A 16,671-nucleotide genomic window follows, 5' to 3' on the forward strand; every position below is an offset into this window, starting at 1 on the left:
CTTTGCTGGAGGTGGAGGGCGAATGTCCACCTCGCAATGTCTCGCTTCCAAATTGTTCCTGCTACGAAAACGATCAGGATGGCAGGCGCAGGGTTGCTCTTAGTCCACCGAGTGCACTGCGGCTCAGTCTGAGATCTCCGCCATGGGCGCGGGCAATATCCCGGGCAATCGCCAGTCCAAGGCCGGTGTTGGGCGTGTTCTGGTTGCGCGCGGTATCAAGCCTATAGAAGGGCCGGAAGACACTTTCCAGCTCGTCTTCCGGAATGCCCGGACCATCGTCGTCGATATTGATCAGCCACCAATTGCCCAACCGCTCCGATGACAATTCAACAGTTTCTGCATAGCGTGTGGCATTGCTCAACAGGTTATGCAGGCATCGTTTGATGGTCTGCGGGCGTACCTCGATGCTTTCCCCTCCGGTATGCTCGATGGCCAATTCATGGCCCGACCGTTGGACATCGAACTGAAGCTCGGTCAACAATTGCGGGATGTCGATCACTTCGGCCTTTTCCGAAGACGTCCCCCGTGCAAAGGCCAGATAATCCTCCAGCATCATTTGCATTTCATCCACGTCGCGCTGCATCTCGGACGTTTCGGGGCTTTCTTCCAGAATGGCGAGCTGCAGTTTGAAGCGCGTGAGGATCGTACGCAGATCGTGACTGACCCCTGCCAGCATGACCGTTCTCTGTTCTATCTGTCGCTCGATACGGCGTTTCATTTCCAGGAAAGCGTGAGCGGCTTGCCGCACTTCTCGCGCACCTGAGGGGCGGAAATTAAGCGCTTCCTGCCCCTTGCCGAACCGTTCTGCCGCGCCGGCGAGGCGTTGGATAGGGCGGATCTGGTTACGCAGGAAGAGAATGGCAACAACCAGCAGCACCAGAGACGTGCCCGCCATCCAGACCAGGAAGATATGGGAGTTGGAGGCGTAGGCCTGTGAGCGGCGTGCAAATACACGCAGCACTTTGTTATCCAGCTTGATGCGGATTTCGACAATGTTGGAGCGGCCGACCGTATCAATCCAGAAGGGCTTGCCGATCTGGGCCGTTATGTGACGCGACAGGGCATGATCAAGCAGGTTGAAGAAGGGTTTCGGGCCGGGCGGGGGCAGCGGTCCGTCGGGCAGAATGGAGATGTTGAGGCTAAGCCTGTCCTGCGCGATCTTGATGACCTGACTATAGTCGTCGTCCTGCGGATAGGTTTCCAGAATGGCGATGATGGCAGCAATATCCTGCGTCACCGCAGTGGAAAGACGGTCTGTCACCGTCTGCCAGTGACGCTCCATGAAGACAAAGGCAAGGACAGACTGCAGGATGACCATCGGTGCAACGATGATGATGAGGGAGCGGGCAAACAGGCCCTTGGGCATGGCTCGCGCGAGCAGGCGAGCGCCCTTGCGGTAGCCTTTGTAGAGCAATTGCAGAGGCAGAATGGACTGGTGCAGCACACGAAGCCAAAGGGGCTTTAAAGCCTCCTCATGCGCTTTCTCAGCGGCGGTCTTCTCACTGCCGGTCTCTTTCTTGATATGCCCTTTGGTCATGCTTTACAGACCCCTGAATGGTGCTGCCGTGAAGGGAAGGCGACTACCTGCCATTAATCAGTCAATAGACGATAGCCAATGCCCCGGATGGTTTGCAAATAGATCGGGTTGGAAGGATCCGGCTCGATCTTGCGGCGCAGGCGGTTAATCTGTACATCAACGGTGCGTTCTCCCGTTCCGTCTTCTCCGGCAAGTGCCAAGCGGGTGACTGTTGCCCCCGGTTGAGAGGCAAACAGGCAGAGCAGTTCACGCTCCCTGTCCGTGAGGCGAATGACGTCTTCGCCGCAGAGCAGCTCCTGTCGTTCCAGCTTGAAGCAGAAGGGACCAAAGGTCACCTCGTCAATCGGGCTTTGGGGTTGGCTGACGTTGCGTTTGAGAATATTGCGGATACGCAACAGCAGCTCGCGCGGCTCGAAGGGCTTGGAGAGATAATCCGCCACGCCGATTTCCAACCCCTGAATGCGGCTTTCCGCTTCGGCGCGGGCTGTCAGCATGAGGATCGGCACAGGATTGGATTTGCACAAGTCTGCCGCCAGCTCCATGCCGCTTTCGCCAGGCATCATGACATCGAGGATCAGCATGTCGAAGGTCAGGCCGGAAATCGTCTTGCGGGCTTCCTGCGCATTCTGTGCCGTGGTTACGCGGAAGCCATTGTTGGTCAGATAGCGATGGAGCAATGTGCGAATGCGGCTGTCGTCATCGATGACCAGCAAATGCTGCGCATTGTCCGGCAGAGATTTGGCGTCACTTGGCATCAGGTCTTGTCTCTCATTTTCTTCGGCTGGAATCGTCCGGCTCGAACACAGTCAATGCTTCCAATCCGTGATTGAGGTTTCGCACCGTAGGGCGCCCTTGCGGCTCAATCATGGCGTAAAGAAAGGCTTTGCTTGCTTTCTTGGTCTCTGGCGGCAAGGTTTGCAAGGCTTCTTCTATGCGGCGCGCCTGACATTTGGAGATTTCCAACGCCAGTTCGCGTCCTTTTACCGTGGGGAAGAGGCGTCTCTGGCGCCGATCGGTTTCGCCGGGCTGTTGGGCGATATAGTCGTCTTCAATCAGCTGCTTGAGCACGCGGGCCAGACTCTGCTTGGTGATCTTGAGAATATCCAGCAGGGCAGCCACCGTAATACCCGGCCTGCGATTGACAAAATGCAGTACCCGATGGTGCGCTCGTCCATAGGACAATGTCGCAAGCATGGTGTCCGGATCGGCCACGAAATCGCGGTAGGCAAAGAAGAGCAATTCGATCATTTCGAAGGAGATGCCATCATCTTCCGACATGGGATGCGTGATGACCTCGTCGCTGTCCACCTTTTTCTCGGTCATTTTATTTTTTCTCTTGTTACGAATTGCGGGCGATCAACAGTTCGTCTCTCGTGGCTCAAGTAGGAAAAATCTTCTAACTTCATTGAATATCCGGTCAAAACCATTTTGTCACTCCCTGTGTCTGGAAGGGCAATATATGTCAGTAATGTTGACTTAATTTGTTTCATTTGTTACACATTGATCAACATCCGGGTAATGATTGAACAAATATCGACGAAAAAACATATCATTTCAATCTTGCTACGGAATAAATGGAATTGGATCGGTTTGAGTGAATTGTATCAACAAGGCTCATTTTCCGGTTCAAAAATATCCATCGGCGAAGAACCGACGGAATTGTCAGGAGTGAAACGATGGCCGATTTAGCATTTGATCAGCGCGAAGGTAGAATCTGGTATAACGGTGAATATGTAGACTGGAAAGACGCGAAAGTACACGTTCTTACCCATGGCCTGCATTATGGTTCCACCGTGTTTGAAGGTGTGCGCGCCTATGGCGGCGAGATTTTCAAGCTCAAAGAGCATACCGAACGCCTGATTGCTTCGGCCAAAGCGCTTGGTTTCGACCTGCCATACAGCTGCGAAGAGCTGATGGAGGTTCAGAAAGATGTTCTGATTCAGAACAATCTCACCGACGGCTATCTGCGTCCGGTTGCATGGCGCGGTGCTGAATCCATGGGTATCGGCGCGCATGACTGCAAGATTCATGTTGCTGTTGCTGCTTGGGACTGGCCTTCCTACTTCTCTCTCGAAGAGCGCATGAAGGGCCTGCATCTGATGATCGCCGACTGGCGTCGTCCGGATCCGCGCACCATTCCATGCAAGGCAAAGGCTGCTGGTCTTTACATGATCTGCACCCTGTCCAAGCATGCTGCCAACGACAAGGGCTTCACCGACGCCATCATGCTCGATCATGAAGGGTATGTTGCAGAAGCTACCGGCGCGAACGTCTTCTTCATCAAAGACGGTGTTATCCATACGCCTCGTCCGGACAGCTTCCTTGATGGCATCACCCGCCAGACGGTTATCGATCTGGCCAAACGCCGCGGCATTGAGGTTCAGGAACGCAAAATCCTTCCTGAAGAAATGGCCGACATGGAAGAATGCTTCCTGACCGGCACTGCTGCTGAGATCACGCCCGTTGCGTCTATCAGCCAGTATACCTTTACTCCGGGCGCTGTTACCGAGCGCCTGATCCACGATTATAACGACGAAGTAACGCCAAAGGCTGTTGCTGCAGAATAGTTAAAGAAATAAGCAATCATCCCTTCCTGAAGTAGAAAGCGCCGTCCAATTCGTTGGGCGGCGCTTTTGTCTGGGGGAGGACTGCTGCTCTTGAAAGCCAACTTGCGGATTTGCTCAGACGATCAACTTGGTTTCACAAGGGAGGGACTTGGGCTTTTGACAGGCGTTCTTGTCAAAGATCGGCTATGCCAGTGTGCGGGTATAGCCGATCTATGTTGCCTATCACCGTGGTTCACTGCTTGCAGCGCGGATCTCCCGGGCGGCATTCAATGCGGCGTTTGACGCCGGGTTTTTGTCCGGATGGTCTGTTCTGTCCTGCCTTGGGGCGGTTGTGGGTTTGAGCTGCGCGACTGTTGCGGTCTATTGGTCGCTTGCGTTCTACGTTAGGCCGCAAGTTTCTGTCTGTTGGCCGCTTGCGCTCGATGTCCGGTTTGTTGTTTCTTGCGTCCAGGCGTCTGGTGCCAGCCGTTGGTTGACCTCTCTCGAGACGCGGAGAGACTACCCGGGGTGGCTTATTGTTACGGTTGAACGGGCGCGCAGTCGGTTTGTTCCAGTCGTGCGGGCGAACATCCGGCCTATGTGGGCGTACATCCGGCTTCCGTTCATAATGGCCCCGCTCTCCGCGGCTCCATCTATCCCGATCGCGATAGAATGAGCGGTTTCTATAGTGATTGTTCCAGTAGGTTCCGATGCTGAAGACCACGGAGGGAATGCCGAGGGAGCGGTAATAGTCTGGCTCGACTCGCACGCGTCTGCTGCGATAACTCGCCTGAACATAATGGCCGGATACCCAACCTCTGTTACCAAAGAAGCTCACATCGCACCATGGTCTATCGCTCAGGCAGCCGTGTATTTCGACTGATCGGCCGTCAGGAATGACCGTGATTACGGGGAAGTTTGTGCTGGGGCCAGCGCGCATGTTGACGTTTGCTGTCGCAAAGCCCTCTGCTGCCTGCGCGAGGGCTGGCATGAAAAATGCGGCGCCAATCGCTATGCACTTGAAGAACAATTGTCTCAAGGTTTCACTCCTAAAATCTTATTTCGTTGTGTCTGCCCGTATCTAGCAAACACGCGGGGCACCCTGATTGTTCCGCTATTGCTGCATGGATATGCTTGCGGCCTACATGTCGGAAGGCCAAGGGTGTGCAGGGCTGTAAACATCAACCTCTAGTGACTTTGCGGAAAAATATTGGACAAACTAAGGCAAGTTGTCGGGTGGCTCGAAACATCCACTCAGCCGTGGTTTTGCCGCTATTGCTCTTTCCAGCGGTCCAGGGCTTCGTCATCCTTGAGGCTGGCTTTTACCCAGTCGCTTTGGCCATCTGCGAGGCTTTCCTTTTTCCAGAAGGGGGCGCGGGTCTTGAGGAAATCCATAATGAATTCTGCCGCCTCAAACGCCACTTGCCGGTGGGAGGAAAGGGTGATGACAAGCACAATACGGTCGCCCGGTTCGAGCGTGCCGAATCGATGGATGATGCGGCTGTCTGTCAAATCTGGCCATTTGGCATGGGCCTCCGCCTCGATGCGTTCCAGCTCGGCTTGTGCCATGGCCGGATAATGCTCCAGCGTCATGGCCGAGATCCGCTGATCCTTGACCATGTCCCGCACGAGCCCGGTGAAGGTCACTGCTGCGCCGACAGATGTGCGGCCGCCAATGAGGGCGTCAAGTTCACTGGAAATATCGAAATCATCAGGCTGTAGGGTAACGCTCATATGAGAGTCCATATTGGCTGGCAATTGCTGCTGCCGGTCGGTCAATGAAAGCCGGTTTGGCCGTTTCTCAGCTTCCCCATATAGTATTGTCGGGCGGATTGAACAGCGGCCATTTAACCTCCGGTCATGGGCGGGAAAAAGGCAATTTCCTCCACTCTGTCCACCGGATCGTCCTGTTCGGCATGGAACTGGTCCAAAGCGACCCTGACGGTCTCTGGCTCTGAAAAGGCGATGGCATAGCCATCGCCGCGACCTTTCTGCCAGATGAGTAAGTCTCCAACGGTATCGATCGTTGCGGGCAGATCAACCTGCTCTTCGTCAATGCCGATATGTTCGCGCAACCAGGCAAAATAAACAAGTTTCATAGTCCGGTCTCCTGATGTAATTGGTCCATTACATAGAACGGGAAAAACACGCCAGAAGTGTGGTACGCGCATGTTTCGCGTGTTTGGAATCAGTCTTCAAGCAGATACTGCATGCCTGCGCGGAAATAATCGTAGCCGGTATAAAGGGTCAGAAGCGCGGAAATCCAAAGCAGAACCAAACCCAGATCCGATACAAAAAACAACACCTTGTCTCCTGCCGGACCGGCGAGCAAAAAGCCGATGGCAATGAGCTGGGCGGTTGTTTTCCACTTGGCCAGCTTGGTGACGGGAACACTGACTTGCAGCCCTGCGAGAAATTCGCGCAGGCCCGAGACGAGAATTTCGCGGCATAGAATGATGACGCCTGCCCAGATTTGCCATCCGGCAAGGGTGTGATCATTGGTCAACATGAGGATGCTGACGGAAACCAGCAGCTTGTCGGCAATCGGATCCAGCATTCGGCCAAGGGCGGACTGGAGATTCCAACGTCTGGCCAAATAGCCATCGAGAAAATCAGTTATGGCGGCGGCGCTGAACAGGCCCAAGGCGGTCCAGCGGGCCCAATCATGGGTTGGCCAAAGCATGCAAAAGACGATCGCCGGAACCGCTAGAATACGGGCGATGGTCAGAATGTTTGGTATGTTGAAGGTTTTTGAGCCGGTCATGGCGGGCAGCTCCCTTCTCGGACTGGACTGAACTGTATGATAGTATCTCGCCCCTTTCAAAGCACGTCCAGTGCGTTCTCGTCAATGCGGCTAAACACTTGATCCGCAATCAGGTGGCATCTTCATGAAAATAGGCGTGAATATTTCTGGCCATCTGTTCAGATATGCCATCTACGGCGAGAAGGTCTGAGAGGGCTGCGCTGCGTACGGCCTTGGCTGTGCCGAAATGATGCAGCAAGGCGCGTTTGCGTGCAGGCCCAATACCCGGGATATCCTCAAGGCCGGTTTGCGATATGGCCTTGGAGCGACGCGCCCTGTGGGTGCCGATGGCAAAGCGGTGGGCTTCATCGCGCAGGCGCTGGATGAAATAGAGCACCGGATCGCGCAAAGGAAGCATGAAACTCTCTTTGCCGGGAACAAAGAAATGCTCGCGACCCGCATCGCGATCTGGACCCTTGGCGACGCCGACAAGGGGTAGGTCGTGGACTCCGAGGTCAGCGAGGATCTCGCGCACGGCGTTGAGCTGCCCCAGACCGCCATCGATGAGAAGAAGGTCTGGCCAGGCCGGGTCAGGCACATGACCGTTCTTTTCCTCGTCCAGCGCTTCAGCAGCCTCGCTGGCTGAGGGGCGCTTGCCATTTTCCTTGAGCAGGCGTGAAAAACGGCGTTGGAGCACCTCGCGCATCATGCCGAAGTCATCGCCCGGGGTGATGTCCTGCGATTTGATGTTGAATTTGCGATATTGGTTCTTCATGAAGCCTTCCGGCCCCGCCACGATCATGCCGCCCACGGCATTGGTGCCCTGAATGTGACTGTTATCGTAAACCTCGATGCGGTTGGGCCGGTTTGCCAGCCCAAAGACTTTTGCAACACCATCCAGCAAACGGGTTTGACTTGAGGTCTCCGCAAGGCGTCGTCCCAGCGCTTCCCTTGCGTTGGAAAGGGCGTGGTCGACGAGTTCTTTCTTCTCACCACGCTGGGGCACCATAACGGAAATTTTCTGTTCTGATTTGCTGGTCAGAGCTTCGGCGATCAGGTCCTGTTCCTCAATGGTGTGAGAGAGGAGCACGAGGCGCGGGCAGGGCTTGTTGTCGTAGAACTGGGCAACGAAAGCGCCCAGCACTTCGGCTTCGTCCTGCGTCTTGTCCGCCTTGGGGAAGTAGGCGCGGTTGCCCCAGTTCTGACCGGTGCGGAAGAAGAAGACCTGAATGCAGGTCTGGCCGCCATCCTGATAGCAGGCAAAGATGTCGGCTTCTTCGGTATTTTGCGGGTTGATGCCCTGATGGGACTGGATGTGGCTAAGGGCTGCCAGACGATCGCGATAGATCGCCGCACGCTCGAAATCCAGTTCTTCGGCTGCTTGCTGCATGCGATCGGACATTTCTTTGCGCACGGTTTGGCTCTTGCCCGTCAGGAACAGATGGGCCTCCTTGACGAGGGCGCTATAGTCATCAATCGAGATTTCGCCGGTGCAGGGTGCTGCGCACCGCTTGATTTGATGCAGCAGGCAGGGGCGGGTGCGGCTTTCATATACCGAATCTGTGCAGGTGCGCAAAAGGAAGGCCTTTTGCAGGGCATTGATGGTGTCATTCACCGCGCCAGCCGAAGCAAAGGGGCCGTAATATTTTGCCTTGCGCTTGCGAGCGCCACGATGTTTGGCGATTTGTGGGGCTTCGTGATCTTCACCGATCAGAATATAGGGGAAGCTCTTGTCATCGCGCAGCAACACGTTGAAACGCGGACGGAGGCGCTTGATAAGGTTTGCTTCCAGCAACAGGGCTTCGGTTTCGGTTGCCGTGGTCACAAATTCCATGCTGGCTGTCAGCTGGATCATCCGCAAGATGCGGTTGGTCTGGTTGCCGTGGCGGGAATAGTTGGTGACGCGCTTTTTGAGATTCTTCGCTTTGCCGACATAGAGCACATCGCCATTGGTGTTGAGCATGCGATAGACGCCGGGGCTGTTTGGCAAGCGGCGCACAAAATCGCCGATCACCTCAAAGCCGTTCTTCGGGCGAGCCTGTTGCTCCTCGCTCTTATCCTCTGCATCTGGGGATGGGGGCATCCCTTCTTCTGCGTCGGTCTGGGGTGTCTTTGTCTCTTCGCTCATGGTCTCTGATGGGTTGCCATAGATTCTGATCTGGCAGTCTACAGGCTATGACTCGGAGCGGAAAGTCAATTCCACCCGGCTCGATTCCGACGCTTCGTGCAAGCGTTGTCAGTTGACAACAAAGGCAAGCGTCACATAGGCAACATAGAGCAGAACCATGAGAATGCCCCGTGCTCTGGTCAGCTCCATCTTGAAGACGGTGAAGAGCAGCATGAGCATCGCCGTCGCGAGCATGAAGAGCAGATCCTGACCGATGACCCGTTCGGGAACAGGCACAGGAATGATCGTCGCGGTCAGGCCCATGATCGCCAGAATGTTGAAGATGTTCGAGCCGATCACGTTACCAAAGGCCATGGCACCCTGATTGCGGATCGCGGCGACAAGCGTCGTGGCCAACTCCGGCAGTGACGTGCCCAGAGCAACCACTGTCAGGCCGATAACCGCTTCTGATACGCCCCAGGTGCGGGCGATGGTTGAAGAGCCTTCAATGGTAAGATGTCCGCCCAGAGGCAAGCCGATCAAACCGATGATGATGAAGGCAATGGCCACACCCAAATTGGAAGGGGCTTCTTCGAGCAGGTCGTCATCAACCAGATCGCAGGGCTCGCCACGCTGTTTGCGCGATGTCCAGACGGTCCAACTGAGAAAGAAGATCAAAAGGGAGAGCAATACGATACCCGATGTCACATCGAGCACCCCTTGCAGGCAGAGTGCGGAGAAAACGACGGAAATCGCAATCATGAAAACCGTGCTGGATCGCGTGCCGCTTTCCGAACACTGGGTCGGGCGGATCAGGGCTGGAAGGCCCAGAACAAGCAGGATGTTCGTGATGTTGGAGCCAACGACATTGCCAATGGAAATGCCGCCAAGGCCTTTAAAGGCTGCGTCGAGCGAAATGATCAGTTCGGGGGCGGAGGTGCCAAATGAAACGATAGTCAGGCCGATGATGAGTGGAGGGATGCTGAGTCGTGTTGCGAGCGTGATAGCTCCACGAACAAGTAGGTCGCCTGCAACTAGGAGCAAGACGAGGCCTCCAACGAGGTACAGGTACATCATCATGAGTTGGACTGGATCCGTTTTTATTTTGTATTTGGCAGCTCTTTTTTCTGCAAAGCAGTAGTTATCCGCAGTATATAAGAAGATGCAAGGGACATTTAAAGGCTTGATGTATAATTATTTTTGGAGAGTTTTTTAAAGTCTTTCGAATGTAATGAATTGTTTTTATTCGTTTTTGTGCAACTCACCCCGTTTCTGATAAGGTTAAGAGCACGCTTGCGCAAGAATGTCTGCAAAGAATGGTAGAAGAGTCAAAACTGGCTCGTGAGCGGAGCTGTTTCGCTGTCAGGTGCGCGCTTTGCGTGAGCGGTTGGAGCGACGTCTCTTTTTCGTGCAAAAAAAATACACCGATCCATTGCTGAACCGGTGTATCAATAGTCTCGATATAGGGCGCGAGGCTCCTAGCGCAGAGAGCGGCAATAGGCTCCATAGATGCGCCATGGATCTCGCCCCAGTATGCACGCTTCCACATTGTAGCTATAACCAGCAAACCCGGCTTTGGCTTCAATCAGATAATAGACAGTCTTCTTGTTGCCCTGCTGGGTATAGCCGGTTGCCTGACAAAAGCGGCGCGGGAAATATGGCTCGGACAGATCTTGCGTTTTGGCGTGACGGACATGATCCAGAGTGATGATCGGATCGCCCGACTGGATGACATTGGATTCGGCGATGGCCAGTTTGCTGTCCACGCGGGAGAGAATGCTTGAACTGTCACACTCTGGCAGAACAGCAGCAGTGGCAGCTCCGGCAAAGGCCGAGAGCAGCAAGGCGCCCGCCAAAGAAAAGAAATGGTGTTTCATGCTGTCAGCTCCTATTGACTGAGGGGCCCGGCGCATGGCGGCGGGTAATTGAAAAGTGAAATGCAGACTTTATTTGGTCGCTAGAACAAACGCTCCAGATGATGACCCTGGACATGAAATCAGGCTCAAATATTTGGTTAACACAAATACTGTTCCTGTTTCCTGCCGATCCGTCAAGCTGGAAAGGGACTGGGGTCTGCTTCGAGGCAGATTGCTGGCGACTATTGACGTGAAATTGGGGAAAGTCCCCAAGTTGCGCCGGTTAGCGCACCGCCAGAATACGCAGCTTGTCTTTCGAGCGGCATTGTCCCTTGAGAGCAGAAGCGCTGCAGCGCCTTGGCTCGCCCGCCTTATCCAGACAGACGCGCACCTCCCGCAGCTTCTGCCGACCGCAGGTAATAAAGAGGCTATCTTTGGGCAGATCTGGGTTGGCGTTGTAAAAGCTTTGCTCGATCTGACTTGCCGTCATCAGGAGAGGGCGGGCCAGATCCTTATACTGCTCAGGTCGATTGAGCTTCTTGAAGCTTTTGACGGCAAGGCGGAAATAGTCGAGCGCATTGAGGCCGCTGCATGTGCCGTGTTTGTCCCATTCATGATGGATGAGGCTTTCGCTGGGCGAGAATTTGAGCATTTGGGAGACCAGCTTGTCAGATGGATCGCGAAAGCGGGTTGGGCACCGATCCGGATAGCCTTTCTCATATTGAGGCCAGAGACCATGTATGACAAAGCCGTAGGACCGCTCGGAGAAGCATTGAAGCTGATCGCGATTGCGCTTTGCCTGATCGGCGCAATAGGTGGGAGACCACGAAAGGGTCAGGATGTAATAGTCGAAGTCACCGGCCTCATCGGCCAGCGCTGGGCGGGATGAGCCCGCGAAGCTTACCAAGCCCGCCAAGAAAATGAGGCATGCCATGAGCGGAAGGAAAGGGGCGGACCTTTGTTTCATGATGGGCCTCATCTAATGGGTGACCTGAGTGACTTGGGGCTGTCCATGATTGGCGCGCTAACGGGCGTCTTATTTGGGTGGCGCAATCCATTCAAGGGTTGAGCGATGCGCGGTTTGTCCGAATATGTCGGCAAGCACGGGCAACAATGCCTTTAGTTCGTCATGCAATGTGTAGGGCGGGTTGATGATGAATAGCCCCGTCCCATTCAACCGCTTTGCTGTGTCGAGCTTATGAATGATCATTTCGGCGCGCAGGATATTGTCCACGCCGGATTCGGCCAGCATTTGTGCGGCGTCATCCACGTCTCGTCGTGCCTTGATAGGATACCAAAGGCAATAGATGCCGGTGGACCAGCGCCGATAGCCCTTGAGAAATGCGTCAACCATGCGGATATATTCGTCTGGCTCCTCAAAAGGCGGATCGACCAGCACCATGCCGCGGCGCTCTTTAGGCGGCAAGTCGGCGCGCAAGGCTACCCAACCGTCATCTTCGCGTACATGGATCTGTCGGTTGCGACCCATGGTGATGGTCAGCGTTTCGGCATCCTGGGGATGCTTTTCGATGAATGTGGCCCTGTCGACAGGCCGCAGCATCTGTTCGATGAGACGGGGGGAGCCGGGATACAGCGCCATCTCCCCATCCGGGTTGAGCTCGTCAATGATGCGCAGATAGTCAGAAAGGCACTCTGAAACAAGCGGAGGGAAGCGCTTGTCTGTTCCTCGTAGGCGCGCGATGCCCTCCTGCCATTCGCCCGTCTTCTGGGCCTCTTCACTGGACATATCATATTCCCCGATGCCTGCATGGGTATCGAGCACAAAGCAGGCTTTATCCTTCTTTTGCAGATAGGCAAGGATGCGCGTGAGAATGATATGTTTGAGGCAATCGGCAAAATTGCCCGCGTGATAGATATGGCGATAGTTCATCTGGATGGCAATCGGGTTGAATAATGGGTTCCGCTGCTATGACCTACCAGAGGCCGCCTGTCAAACTATGCTTGCAGGCAGGGCGCAATTTGCACTCTCTTTGGTTTATCGGCTGGTTGATGAGCATCAGAAAGGGAGACAAGGTGCGTTATTTTTGCTCTTTGGCGTCTTTGCCCTTTTCATCCGTACTTTTTTCTGATGCACCCTCTTGGGTTACGATGCCGGATGCTTCGCCCTGCTCAACTTCGTCAACGAAGGGATAAATGATCAGATCTTTGTCATTATCCTTCTCTTCGCAATCTCCGGAGAGGCCGATCTGGGCGATGTAGAAGCGGCCTTTCTGCCAGGAATAGATGCTATATTGGCGGCAGGAGCTGGTGCTGCCCTGTTTGGGAAACTCGGAGCGGAGCAGCTTTTTCTTCTCGTCCCATGTGGGTTTTTGAAGCTCGGTTGACGCATACCAGCCCAATTTCGTGTCGAGTTGCGGGAAGGTCACCAGATTGGCCCATTCCGCCCGGCCATCTTCCACCTGATAAAGCCGGTAGCTATCGCCATAGAGGTTGCTGGCACAGACCAATCCATAGAATGTCTGCACCCCTAGGCGGATGATCAGTGCCTTGTCTGCCAGCTCTTCATCATCAAATTCTGCCAGCCAGCAGCCCATGGTGGCGCGGTGGTTATCCAGAATGCGCTGCGGGATCTCTTGCGCCTTGCCTTCTGTGACGGTTGCAGCGAAAAGGAGGCTTGCCAGACAAGCCAGCAGGAAAAAGCCGTGAACCGTTTGCAGCCACAAGCCCATGCCATTAGCGATTGCTTTAACAAGGATTTTCTGTCCGGATCTCATTTCGCTTTCTCCTGAGGAGGGTGACGCCAAAAGAATAACTGACTCGCCATGATTGGCCAATTGCTGCTGTTTGATATTTGTTCAACTCGTCGCGATGTTGCCACTTTACTCCAGTTTAGTCATGCTGCTGCCAGTTTTGGACAGCTTATTCACGGTTGCTTTTGCAGCCAAGTGCTTTATGCATGAAACAATCACCTCTCAAATTGTTTTTGAGCATTTTTTCCCGAAGAGACAGGCCCCGAACAGACAGGATTGGTCACATGAAAGTTGCAATCATTCCCGTAACATCATTCCAGCAGAATTGTACGATTATCTGGGATGAGGAAAGCGGAAAAGGCGTGGTCATCGATCCGGGTGGGGACGTGGAAAAAATCCTGCAAGTGCTCGACCATGAAAAGATAACCGTCGAGCGCATTCTGATTACCCATGGGCATATCGACCATATCGGTGGCGCGGCAGAATTGCGTGACGCTCTGGATGTCGATGTTGAAGGCCCACATGAGGCTGACAGGGAACTGATCGAGCGGGTGGCTGATCAGGCTCTGCAGTTCGGTGTGCCTGCGGCCAAGCCATGCGAGCCGGATCGTTGGCTCACGGAAGGGGATACGGTTGATATTGCCGGTATGCCTTTTGCCGTTCTGCATTGTCCGGGGCACGCGCCGGGGCATGTGGTTTTCTACAATGAGGAAGCCCGTTTTGCGATCATGGGAGACGTCCTGTTCAATGGCTCCATCGGCCGTACGGATCTGCCGGGGGGCAATCACGAAACGCTGCTGGCGTCCATCCGCGACAAGATCCTGCCTCTAGGCGATGATGTTGCCTTTATCTGCGGACATGGGAACCATTCCACCATTGGTGACGAACGAGTGAATAACCCATTCCTCAAGGGACTTTGAGACTTTTCTGGAGCACGCCTTCCAAGCTGGGGGCGTGCTTTCGCGTTCCGGGAGGCAGGGATGAGTGAGATTTCTTTTTCGAAGGAAGACAAGGCGCGTCTTGTCGGAATCCTTCAAGACTATCTGCGTGATGAACTCGATCTGGATCTCGGGCGGTTTGAAGCCGAATTTTTCCTTGATCATCTTGCAACCCATCTAGGGCCGATCTTTTACAACAAGGGCTTGCTGGATGCGCAAGCGCTGCTGCAAAAGCATATGGATAGTTATAACGACGACCTCTACAGTCTTGAAAAAGGGTAGAAACAGGCGGTTTTATGGTCGCTTCTTGGCTGTCTGTTGCATAAATGCACTACGTAAATGGGCGAATTGCTGATAGGTTGCAATCCAATCGGGTGAGATTTGATTCCATTGAAAGTTGGGCATTGAAATGAAATTCATATTGGCTGTGTGTTTTGCATTTCTGGCTGGAGCATTTGTGCTGTCTGATCAGCAGGCTCTTGCCAAATCTGTACAGGTGGTGCCCTCGGGAAACCGCCAGAAGGTTCAGCCCAAGATCCCCAATGGATCCCATTTGCGCACCAAGGCGCAGAAATTGTCGTTTGAGAAAAAATACGACAAGGTTCATGCCCTTTTGCAGAAGGACAAGAAGCTCCTTGCCAAAATCAAGGATGCAGCTGATGTCTATTCCATCGATCCGATCCATATGATTGGTGCGATTGTTGGTGAGCACACCTACAATATCAATGTTTTCGACTATCTTCAGACCTATTACACAAAGGCTGCCATCTATTCAGGCATGGATTTGAAATTCGCCTATGATGGCGAAGATATCGAGACCTTCCTCAAGCGGCCACAGTTCGAAGCCTGTGACGAACACAAGGATTCTTACTCACTCTGGTCCTGCCGTCAGGCGGTCTGGAAAAAGGACTTTCAGGGCAAGAAAGTGGACGGGAAGACCTTCCCGAGAGATCGTTTCAGCAAGGTGTTCTTCCAGCCCATTTATGCTGGCCAGACCTTCGGCCTGGGGCAGATCAGCCCGCTAACGGCGCTCAAACTTTCCGATCTGGTGCATCAGAAGTCTGGTATTCGCAAGCTGGATGCCGACAATGCTGCCGGGGTCTACAATGCGATCATGAAACCGGATATTTCTCTGGCCTTTATGGCCGCGATGATCCGCAAGGCCATCGATGATTACCGCAGCATCGCAGGTGTCGATATTTCGCAAAATCCTGGAATTACGGCGACACTCTACAATATCGGTGATTCCGATATCCATGCTCGTGAACTGCGCGAGAAACGGAAGAAATCCGGTCGCACAGTCTGGCCCCAAGAGAATTATTACGGCTGGCTCGTCAACGACAAGGCAGAAGAGCTGGTGGCTCTGGTCGACGAAGCCGGCGGGGCTAAGAAGCGCATCAAGCAGGCGAATGCGCGTCAGTAGCCTGCTCGTTCGCTCGGATCTGTTTTTCAAAATACAATCTAGTAGAAGCCAGCCATGGTGGCATTACTTGGGGCGCCTTATGATGCGTTCCGGATGCAGACCTTTGTGGTACCGGCATTCTTGAAGCCCAGACGCTTGGCCGCCTGACGGCTGACATCCAAAATGCGCCCCTTGATAAAGGGGCCGCGGTCATTGACCCGAACAATGACCTTTTTGCCATTGCGCATATTCGTCACTTCGATTTTCTGGCCAAACCGAATAGAACGATGGGCCGCCGTCATCTTGGTGGGGTTGGCCATTTCGCCCGATGCTGTTCTCGTCGTTAATTGATACCAGGATGCCGTCCCGCAGTGGCTCTTGTCTGCAGCGTGGCTTACATCCTGCAATACCATAAGGAACAGGGTGGCCGCGATAAGGCCTATGCCGGTTGATGCAATCTTGTTCACGCTTGATTTTCTCACTCTTTGTTTGTTGCGCTTGGTCGGTCTCGCGTTTGAGGCTCCTTGTCATCTGTCTTATGGGCGGGAGTGTGATCGAAACATGGCCATTTTCAATCGATGCGTGATTTGGACGCCCTGAGAGCAGAAAAAGGCGGAACTGTTGCAGATTTGCTACATTATTCAGCGTATGTCTTGTAAAAAATGACGATGCGTATGATAATCGTGGATAGTCTTTCTATGTACGTAAAAGACCGGCTGGTAAAATTCTCGTATCTCCGCTTAATGCGACGCAAACATGAAATGAGAATTGCAGAGATCGCTTGAGATTCTCATTTGTCTCACGCGCTGGCATGGTTGCAAGTTAGTCGTT

18 protein-coding genes are annotated in these 16,671 nt (G+C 53.9%); 4 read left to right on the forward strand and 14 right to left on the reverse strand.

The features are described from left to right. Positions 1–73: 73 nt before the first annotated feature. Genes ACKPCT_RS23035 through ACKPCT_RS23045 form a run of 3 tightly spaced genes read right to left on the reverse strand, consistent with a single transcriptional unit; the run spans position 74 to position 2,860 of the window. Positions 74–1,537: an ATP-binding protein gene (locus tag ACKPCT_RS23035; protein WP_175528064.1), complete on the reverse strand. Its 1,464-nt coding sequence runs from the start codon at positions 1,535–1,537 to the stop codon at positions 74–76. A gap of 53 nt (positions 1,538–1,590) precedes the next feature. Then, positions 1,591–2,292 carry a response regulator gene (locus ACKPCT_RS23040; protein ID WP_090073060.1) on the reverse strand — a complete coding sequence of 234 codons (702 nt, stop codon included), beginning with the start codon at positions 2,290–2,292 and terminating at the stop codon, positions 1,591–1,593. 13 nt (positions 2,293–2,305) lie between these two features. After that, positions 2,306–2,860, reverse strand: a complete 555-nt coding sequence (locus ACKPCT_RS23045; protein WP_319568084.1) for a MarR family winged helix-turn-helix transcriptional regulator — start codon at positions 2,858–2,860, stop codon at positions 2,306–2,308. Positions 2,861–3,213: 353 nt separating this feature from the next. Here ACKPCT_RS23045 and ACKPCT_RS23050 point away from each other — a divergent pair, with 353 nt between their 5' ends. Then, positions 3,214–4,104: a branched-chain amino acid aminotransferase gene (locus ACKPCT_RS23050; RefSeq protein ID WP_090073056.1), complete on the forward strand. Its 891-nt coding sequence runs from the start codon at positions 3,214–3,216 to the stop codon at positions 4,102–4,104. A gap of 232 nt (positions 4,105–4,336) precedes the next feature. On the opposite strand, the gene ACKPCT_RS23055 is transcribed toward ACKPCT_RS23050, so the two are convergent. The 10 genes from ACKPCT_RS23055 to ACKPCT_RS23100 all read right to left on the reverse strand — a co-directional run bounded on the left by ACKPCT_RS23055 (position 4,337) and on the right by ACKPCT_RS23100 (position 13,524). Continuing rightward, positions 4,337–5,122 (reverse strand): SH3 domain-containing protein, encoded by a 786-nt coding sequence (locus ACKPCT_RS23055; RefSeq protein WP_407652447.1) that lies wholly within the window; start codon positions 5,120–5,122, stop codon positions 4,337–4,339. A gap of 233 nt (positions 5,123–5,355) precedes the next feature. Next, positions 5,356–5,829 (reverse strand): molybdenum cofactor biosynthesis protein MoaE, encoded by a 474-nt coding sequence (locus ACKPCT_RS23060; RefSeq protein WP_210186750.1) that lies wholly within the window; start codon positions 5,827–5,829, stop codon positions 5,356–5,358. Positions 5,830–5,930: 101 nt separating this feature from the next. Further along, the gene (gene moaD / locus ACKPCT_RS23065) at positions 5,931–6,182 is read right to left on the reverse strand and encodes a molybdopterin converting factor subunit 1 (RefSeq protein WP_090073055.1); all 252 of its coding nucleotides are present in this window, start codon (positions 6,180–6,182) and stop codon (positions 5,931–5,933) included. Between the two features lie 89 nt (positions 6,183–6,271). After that, complete coding sequence (gene pgsA, locus ACKPCT_RS23070) at positions 6,272–6,847, reverse strand: CDP-diacylglycerol--glycerol-3-phosphate 3-phosphatidyltransferase (RefSeq protein ID WP_090073053.1); 576 nt, start codon at positions 6,845–6,847, stop codon at positions 6,272–6,274. Positions 6,848–6,956: 109 nt separating this feature from the next. Next, positions 6,957–8,954 (reverse strand): excinuclease ABC subunit UvrC, encoded by a 1,998-nt coding sequence (gene uvrC, locus ACKPCT_RS23075; RefSeq protein ID WP_407652448.1) that lies wholly within the window; start codon positions 8,952–8,954, stop codon positions 6,957–6,959. Between the two features lie 108 nt (positions 8,955–9,062). Continuing rightward, positions 9,063–9,977, reverse strand: coding sequence for a calcium/sodium antiporter (locus tag ACKPCT_RS23080; RefSeq protein WP_407652449.1), 915 nt, complete (start codon positions 9,975–9,977; stop codon positions 9,063–9,065). Positions 9,978–10,411: 434 nt separating this feature from the next. Further along, entirely contained in the window at positions 10,412–10,810 is a 399-nt protein-coding gene (locus ACKPCT_RS23085; protein ID WP_319568086.1) for a hypothetical protein, read from the reverse strand. A gap of 262 nt (positions 10,811–11,072) precedes the next feature. Then, complete coding sequence (locus tag ACKPCT_RS23090; RefSeq protein WP_175528063.1) at positions 11,073–11,756, reverse strand: ribonuclease T2 family protein; 684 nt, start codon at positions 11,754–11,756, stop codon at positions 11,073–11,075. A 69-nt stretch (positions 11,757–11,825) separates the two neighbouring features. Beyond that, positions 11,826–12,680 (reverse strand): 23S rRNA (adenine(2030)-N(6))-methyltransferase RlmJ, encoded by an 855-nt coding sequence (locus tag ACKPCT_RS23095; protein WP_319568087.1) that lies wholly within the window; start codon positions 12,678–12,680, stop codon positions 11,826–11,828. A 148-nt stretch (positions 12,681–12,828) separates the two neighbouring features. Further along, entirely contained in the window at positions 12,829–13,524 is a 696-nt protein-coding gene (locus ACKPCT_RS23100) for a hypothetical protein (protein ID WP_319568088.1), read from the reverse strand. A gap of 260 nt (positions 13,525–13,784) precedes the next feature. On the opposite strand from ACKPCT_RS23100, the gene ACKPCT_RS23105 reads away from it, so the two are divergent. The 3 genes from ACKPCT_RS23105 to ACKPCT_RS23115 all read left to right on the forward strand — a co-directional run bounded on the left by ACKPCT_RS23105 (position 13,785) and on the right by ACKPCT_RS23115 (position 15,861). Next, a complete protein-coding gene (locus ACKPCT_RS23105) occupies positions 13,785–14,420 on the forward strand; it encodes an MBL fold metallo-hydrolase (protein WP_090073040.1) in 636 nt (211 codons plus the stop codon). Between the two features lie 60 nt (positions 14,421–14,480). After that, on the forward strand, positions 14,481–14,720 hold the full coding sequence (locus ACKPCT_RS23110; RefSeq protein WP_090073038.1) for a DUF2164 domain-containing protein: 240 nt from the start codon (positions 14,481–14,483) through the stop codon (positions 14,718–14,720). Positions 14,721–14,856: 136 nt separating this feature from the next. Then, the gene (locus ACKPCT_RS23115; protein WP_407062726.1) at positions 14,857–15,861 is read left to right on the forward strand and encodes a DUF1402 family protein; all 1,005 of its coding nucleotides are present in this window, start codon (positions 14,857–14,859) and stop codon (positions 15,859–15,861) included. Positions 15,862–15,938: 77 nt separating this feature from the next. Here the strand turns inward: ACKPCT_RS23115 and ACKPCT_RS23120 are convergent, their stop codons facing one another. Next, positions 15,939–16,307, reverse strand: a complete 369-nt coding sequence (locus ACKPCT_RS23120) for a septal ring lytic transglycosylase RlpA family protein (RefSeq protein ID WP_407062723.1) — start codon at positions 16,305–16,307, stop codon at positions 15,939–15,941. Positions 16,308–16,671 lie beyond the last annotated feature (364 nt).

It is taken from the genome of Cohaesibacter marisflavi (genome assembly GCF_963665895.2).
GTDB classification, from domain to species: Bacteria; Pseudomonadota; Alphaproteobacteria; order Rhizobiales; family Cohaesibacteraceae; genus Cohaesibacter; species Cohaesibacter marisflavi.

Bases quoted from the DNA above. Each gene is read 5' to 3' on its own strand.
- ACKPCT_RS23035 (WP_175528064.1), bottom strand. From the start codon at position 1,537: ATGACCAAAGGGCATATCAAGAAAGAGACCGGCAGTGAGAAGACCGCC.
- ACKPCT_RS23040 (WP_090073060.1), bottom strand. From the start codon at position 2,292: ATGCCAAGTGACGCCAAATCTCTGCCGGACAATGCGCAGCATTTGCTG.
- ACKPCT_RS23045 (WP_319568084.1), bottom strand. From the start codon at position 2,860: ATGACCGAGAAAAAGGTGGACAGCGACGAGGTCATCACGCATCCCATG.
- ACKPCT_RS23050 (WP_090073056.1), top strand. From the start codon at position 3,214: ATGGCCGATTTAGCATTTGATCAGCGCGAAGGTAGAATCTGGTATAAC.
- ACKPCT_RS23060 (WP_210186750.1), bottom strand. From the start codon at position 5,829: ATGGACTCTCATATGAGCGTTACCCTACAGCCTGATGATTTCGATATT.
- moaD (WP_090073055.1), bottom strand. From the start codon at position 6,182: ATGAAACTTGTTTATTTTGCCTGGTTGCGCGAACATATCGGCATTGAC.
- pgsA (WP_090073053.1), bottom strand. From the start codon at position 6,847: ATGACCGGCTCAAAAACCTTCAACATACCAAACATTCTGACCATCGCC.
- uvrC (WP_407652448.1), bottom strand. From the start codon at position 8,954: ATGAGCGAAGAGACAAAGACACCCCAGACCGACGCAGAAGAAGGGATG.
- ACKPCT_RS23085 (WP_319568086.1), bottom strand. From the start codon at position 10,810: ATGAAACACCATTTCTTTTCTTTGGCGGGCGCCTTGCTGCTCTCGGCC.
- ACKPCT_RS23090 (WP_175528063.1), bottom strand. From the start codon at position 11,756: ATGAAACAAAGGTCCGCCCCTTTCCTTCCGCTCATGGCATGCCTCATT.
- ACKPCT_RS23095 (WP_319568087.1), bottom strand. From the start codon at position 12,680: ATGAACTATCGCCATATCTATCACGCGGGCAATTTTGCCGATTGCCTC.
- ACKPCT_RS23100 (WP_319568088.1), bottom strand. From the start codon at position 13,524: ATGAGATCCGGACAGAAAATCCTTGTTAAAGCAATCGCTAATGGCATG.
- ACKPCT_RS23105 (WP_090073040.1), top strand. From the start codon at position 13,785: ATGAAAGTTGCAATCATTCCCGTAACATCATTCCAGCAGAATTGTACG.
- ACKPCT_RS23110 (WP_090073038.1), top strand. From the start codon at position 14,481: ATGAGTGAGATTTCTTTTTCGAAGGAAGACAAGGCGCGTCTTGTCGGA.